The sequence below is a fragment of the Endozoicomonas sp. genome, assembly GCF_051008435.1.
In the GTDB taxonomy this organism is placed as follows: Bacteria; Pseudomonadota; Gammaproteobacteria; order Pseudomonadales; family Endozoicomonadaceae; genus Endozoicomonas_A.
This window is the reverse complement of the sequence record NZ_JBPCXO010000167.1, coordinates 1-5,587: the sequence shown is the minus strand read 5'-3', so window position 1 is coordinate 5,587 and position 5,587 is coordinate 1. Positions and strand designations below refer to the sequence as shown.

Below are 5,587 nucleotides of genomic sequence, written 5' to 3'. Positions count from 1 at the left end.
TATTCCCAGATCGACGGGCTAAGCGTTGATCACGATGGGAAAGTGATTCTTGATATGTTCGGCGGGAAACATTCGATGAACCCCGGTGCAATCAACTTGGATACAAGGGCTGAATCAGGGATCAGGGATCAGGGGTTCAGCAATCGATTTGCCCGTCAAGACGAACTCGGTTGATGAGATAGTCACCAATAACCCTTACATTCCCAAGGAGCATAGCAGGACAGATAGTACAATGGACTGGTTACCAGAGGCGGCCAGAGTGCTGAAGCCCGGAGGTGTAATAACTATTAATGGGTACAACAACAATCCATTTGTGAAATTACCTGAGAACGATGTTCTTGAAAGCCTGAGCCTTGAAGTGATTTTTAAGAATGAGCCTTTATTGGAAAGGTTTGCAAATCAAGAATTCCATTACACAGATGGTGGAGATTTACGAAAGGATAAAATTAGAAGTACTGCTTTGAGAAAGAGGAGATAGTCAAATGAGTGTTTTATTTAATGGTCATTTCGATGGATTCAATATATACGAAAGCACATTCGGAAACCCTGTAAGAGACGGTGAAGACCTTATCGTTCCGGCTATTAAGTTGTGGATACTCGATCATACATTAGGACAGTATGGCGACGTGGTTACAGGAATCATGAGATTCCGGCGTGTGATCAGCTCAACTAGGGAAGTTACACCTTATCTGAATGAATCAGGTAGAGGTTTCAAGGAATCTTTTTTTGTTGATGATGGCCCTTTTGAATTAACCAGCAAGGACATCTGTGAGAGTGGGTATTTCATTTCAGGGAGAATAGTTGATCCTTATGGATGCGTTGATGACTGGATTATTAAGGCAGAATCTTTCGAATTCAAGTGTGAGGGTGTTTATGACCTGAAGTTGACTCCAGAAGGATGCGAGTATTTGAATTACCGGACGATTGAAGACGCCATAAAGCAGGCCACTACAGGATAGGTACTCATGACCGCATAGCTACAATCAGTGCCAAATTCTTCCAGCCTTTGGGCAGTCAAGTCTCCACTAGACCCGTTAAGCACGCCGGAGGCCGCCGTAGCCGCCCAGGCAGCGGGAGGGAAACCGGGGCAGAAATAGGCCAGGCTCAGGAGCACTATAATCGGCAACTGCATCCGGATGAAACCAGCTAGCTCTTGCCGTCTGTTGGCATATTCCCGCCGTAACAATATTTTCTCGTCAGATCCAGGCAAGTAAACATGAATGGGACGAGAAAGTGTGTCAATCGAAAAAACAGCAGAGCAAGAAGCTCGACCATTATGAAATTTCCGAGTTGGTGTCTTGGCCTAAACGCCTTCTCTGTGTCACAATCGTTTACAGAATAACTAGATTTCAAGAAACAGCCCCCTAAGAACAATGAAAAGCTGTAATTTCGTCAAGGAGGACTGCCTGATTTGCAGGTTCCATTGACCTACTCATCCTGCTCTCTACGAACAGCTCACTTCATCAGGGTTTTGCTGGTGATACTGCTGACCTTTTTTATTGGCCAGACAAGCCAGGCTGCTTCTGTCGCTGAGTCTTCGCCAGCGGGGCCAGTAGAACTGGCCAGTTACCTCACCCCGGTTTCAGCACCACAAGCCATCCTTTCCGGCAAGCAACCCAGCGCCACTGATCGCTGGTATAAGCTTCGTCTGACATTGAACCACTCACTTAACTCTGACTGGATACTGGTATTCAGAAGAACACCGCACAAGAAACTGGATGTTTTTACGCCTTCTGACAATGGTTATCGAATCACCTCATTGGGTACCGGCAGTCATAGTCGTAAGTCAGACCCACGGGTTCTGAAACTCTCCCTGCCAGACGACAAAATACATACGCTCTATCTGCGAATCGACAATTCAGCTCCCAACAGATTAAACCCCAGTATCTGGCCGCAATCTCTCTACACTCTGGATGAATATAAGAATCAGGCGTTTTCGGCCTCACTACTGGCTTTGCTGTTACTGTTTCTGATCGGCACGGCTGCTGTGATGATCTATACCCGGCATCAATCTTATCTGTTACTTACCGCACATCTGCTGACAACCACAACACTGGTTCTGATGTATCAAGGTGAGATCTTTCGGATGATCAACTGGTCTGGCGACCCGGGCCTCTGGGTTCTGACCATGACCGTAGCCTGTCTTGTATCTGCTCTGGCCTGTTATAAGAATCTCGGACTGTTGGCGCTCTATACGCCCAGAGCTGATCGACTGATGCTCTGGCTCTGCTGCTTATCGGTTGGCTTCGTTTTCAGCTTCTTTATGACTCAGCAGCTGATGCTACTGAACGCTGCATTTATGATGATAGCCATCACAGCGGCCATATTAACTTCCAGCCTGCTGACGATTTTTGCCCAGGGAGTGCGACCGGCTAAACTGGCTTTACCTGTCATGGCCACTCTCTTCTTTGCTCTGTTTAGCAGCTGGGTTTCCAGCGACTGGCCCAGAGCCATTCCTAACCAGGCAGAACTGGCTCTCATTGCTCTGCAATCCCTGCTGATTACCGGCTTATACTGGGTCAACCGTAAACACAAACACCGTCAGGCTATCTCCATCAATCTGGTGACAACCCATAACGACAAACGACGGATATTTGATTCAGCCCTGCGAAAACATCTTCAGGCGCCTGCTAATGCATTAATGGATGAAAAGGCTATTCGAGAACGTATTCTCGAGACTCTGGATGCCGTTATGCCAGGAACGCCTTCGATGATTCTGGTGAAAAGAAAAAGTCACTGGGATATCAGCAGTCATTACCCGAAAGCAGCCCAAATTCTCAAGAGCAGTATTGATAATATTGAAGATGAACTGTTGAACGTCATCGGCTCTGATCAGGAACATCATGTTCGGCTGGAAGATAGAAACGGGGTTAAATACTGGGTATTCCTGCTTCATACAGAAGAAAACCATCACACGTTACTGGTCGTTTCCCCGGGAAATCAGCGCAAGAAAACACTAAAGTGGCAACAGATCACCGACATCAGTACACATGCCCGAACCCTGTTTCAGGCGAACCAGCAAACCCGCTTCTGGAAGCTGCAGGCCAGCCTGGATTCGCTCACAGGCCTGCTTAATCGCAGAGCATTTGTGAACGAAGCCTCAGAGCTGGTTCACCGGCAAGATTCTGCTCAGCCTCAGTCTTGTCTGATTTTCATAGATATTGATGACTTCAAACAGATCAATGATCGCTTCGGACACCCTGCTGGCGATAAAGTGCTCTCCGAGCTGGCCAACCGTATGCGCAAAGAACTCCGTCAGAAGGATCTGATTGCCCGCTATGGCGGCGAAGAATTTGTAGTCCTACTCCCTCAGACCGATGCTCTTCGGGGCGTACAGATCGCCGAGCGCCTCAGGAATTCAGCATCACTCTATAAAGGGGGCCCTGTCCCGCTCAGTATCAGTCTGGGTATCGCGGCTACCGGCCCGAATACTGATACGCTCGACAAACTTCTGAAAGAAGCAGACGATGCTCTGTACGAAGCTAAACATTCAGGAAAGAACCGGGTCTGTCGGGCACCGTCTTGTGCAGATATACGACTAACGTAAAATAATAAAGGCATAAAACAGACATATACCCATTGGACTTCAAGATGCTACTAGGCGACAAGAAAGCGAATCCCCGTGAGCCTACGAGTAGTAGGTGATCGGGGTGAGCGAACGCTGACAACAACGTAGCATCTTGAAAGGCGATGGGTATAGAGCCTCAGGGAAATGTGGCTTCCATAACAAAACGCCCCTTGCAAGTTCAAATTTTGCCCAATACCAAAAAGCATACATTCTGGTAAAAAATAACAAACTGCCGTGAGTTTTGAAGAACGCTGACATGGAACAGCAAAAACTCATAAAGTCAGAAAAGCTGTTATTTCATAGAAAAATAATAAAACACCAGAAATCAACAGGCCCTGCCAAACATATAAAAACAAATTATTTTTTTGCCATAACTATAGGGACATTTATCATGGCTCTCCAACTTGTCAGCCAGCTGATCAAGGCCGCTCGAGACTTGATCAAGCTTAACAAAAAGGCGATCAAGTTTATCTGTCTGGGTATTGCCCTTTCTATCACACTGACCTTTATTGCCGGTAAAACTTACCAGTCCTGGGATGATGACCCCCAGAGAGGAGCGGTAGCTATTGAAAACGGTGAATTCAATGAGAGCTACTCAACCCCTGTTTACCTGGATCAGGGCTGGTCTGCATCGGATAGCCTGTGGTACTACAACACGACTCAAGGCTCCGCCCTCTTACCCTATGACTTCTACCTGACGCTTGAACAAAAAGGTTCAGAAACCCTTGTTCGTGACAACATGAACATGGATAAATACCGCTACCTGCCTCAGAAGCCTACCTTCTTCAACCCTGATGGTCTTGCAGTAGGTTTTGTCAAAGAGACTTATCTGGGCAAAGACTATATGGGTTATACCTGTGCAGCCTGCCATACCTCTCAGGTTAACTACCAGGGCACAGGCATTCGTATTGACGGCGGACCGGCTATGACTGACATGGTTGGCTTCCTGACCAGCCTGGAAGCCACCATGAAGCAGACGCTCAGCGATAATGATAAAAGAGAGCACTTTATTAAAAATGTTCTGGCTCTCAAGAATGATTATAAAAATGAAGAACAGGTGATTGCTGATCTCGAAAAATGGACTGAAATCACTCAGCTCTACAACACCATTAACCACAGCAAGGTAAAATACGGCCATGCCCGTCTGGATGCATTTGGACGCATCTATAACCGGGTTCTTCAGTATGTACTCAGCAAGGAAAATGTTGAGGACGCCCTGGCTTCAGTTACCACCCCCTCAGGTAGACACATTCTGTCACAGACAGAAGTGAATAAAGTGCTCGAAGGTGTCAATGAGACCATTCTCGGTAATGCTGATTTCTCTCTGATCATCGAGCGACTGATGTCAAAGGAGCCTGGCTACCCGGGACTTTCCATCAAGGAAACGCTTTACGTTAGAAACGCTCTTTTCAATGAGCCTAATGCACCTGTCAGCTATCCATTCCTTTGGGATATTGCCCAATCGGATTACGTTCAGTGGAATGGTCTGGCAGGCAACAGTGGACTCGGTCCTCTGGGACGCAACACCGGAGAAGTGCTGGGAGTTTTTGGCATTCTGGACTGGACAGCCAGTGATTCCGGCTTCAGCCTTTCTTCCTGGCTGACCGGACAGGACCATAAACGCAAGCACATTGATTTCAAATCGTCCATCGACATTGTCAATCTACAAAGACTGGAAGCCCATCTCAAAAGCCTGCAATCCCCTCAGTGGCATGAAGAGATTCTCGGAACCATTGAACAGGGCAAAGTCGTTCGTGGTCAGCGTATTTATGCAAAATACTGCCAGTCCTGCCACGAAGTGATAGATCGCAGCAACCTGGACAGAAAAGTTGTTGCCCAGATGTCTGGACTCGAACACATCAACACAGACCCGGCCATGGCTGAAAACAGTGGTAACTATTCAGCACCCCTGATGATTTTACAGGGATAAAAGGTTTTGGTTATAAGCCATGCCACACTTGAGTTTCAGAGGTACAAATATGCTGTACTTTCGTTTATCTCGTGGGTAGTTGCGGCAAT

At 47.1% G+C, this 5,587-nt stretch carries 4 protein-coding genes; all 4 read left to right on the top strand.

Annotated features, from left to right (window positions below; genetic code table 11):
• Window positions 1-232 precede the first annotated feature (232 nt).
• Entirely contained in the window at window positions 233-478 is a 246-nt protein-coding gene (locus ACR2PX_RS08150) for a hypothetical protein (protein ID WP_433998860.1), read from the top strand.
• A 4-nt stretch (window positions 479-482) separates the two neighbouring features.
• Entirely contained in the window at window positions 483-959 is a 477-nt protein-coding gene (locus ACR2PX_RS08145; RefSeq protein ID WP_433998859.1) for a hypothetical protein, read from the top strand.
• 452 nt (window positions 960-1,411) lie between these two features.
• On the top strand, window positions 1,412-3,547 hold the full coding sequence (locus tag ACR2PX_RS08140; protein WP_433998858.1) for a diguanylate cyclase: 2,136 nt from the start codon (window positions 1,412-1,414) through the stop codon (window positions 3,545-3,547).
• Window positions 3,548-3,959: 412 nt separating this feature from the next.
• The gene (locus ACR2PX_RS08135) at window positions 3,960-5,498 is read left to right on the top strand and encodes a di-heme-cytochrome C peroxidase (protein WP_433998857.1); all 1,539 of its coding nucleotides are present in this window, start codon (window positions 3,960-3,962) and stop codon (window positions 5,496-5,498) included.
• Window positions 5,499-5,587: the final 89 nt, after the last annotated feature.

Excerpts from the sequence above, each read along its gene's own strand:
- ACR2PX_RS08145 (WP_433998859.1), top strand. The coding sequence starts at position 483 with ATGAGTGTTTTATTTAATGGTCATTTCGATGGATTCAATATATACGAA.
- ACR2PX_RS08135 (WP_433998857.1), top strand. The coding sequence starts at position 3,960 with ATGGCTCTCCAACTTGTCAGCCAGCTGATCAAGGCCGCTCGAGACTTG.
- ACR2PX_RS08150 (WP_433998860.1), top strand. The coding sequence starts at position 233 with ATGGACTGGTTACCAGAGGCGGCCAGAGTGCTGAAGCCCGGAGGTGTA.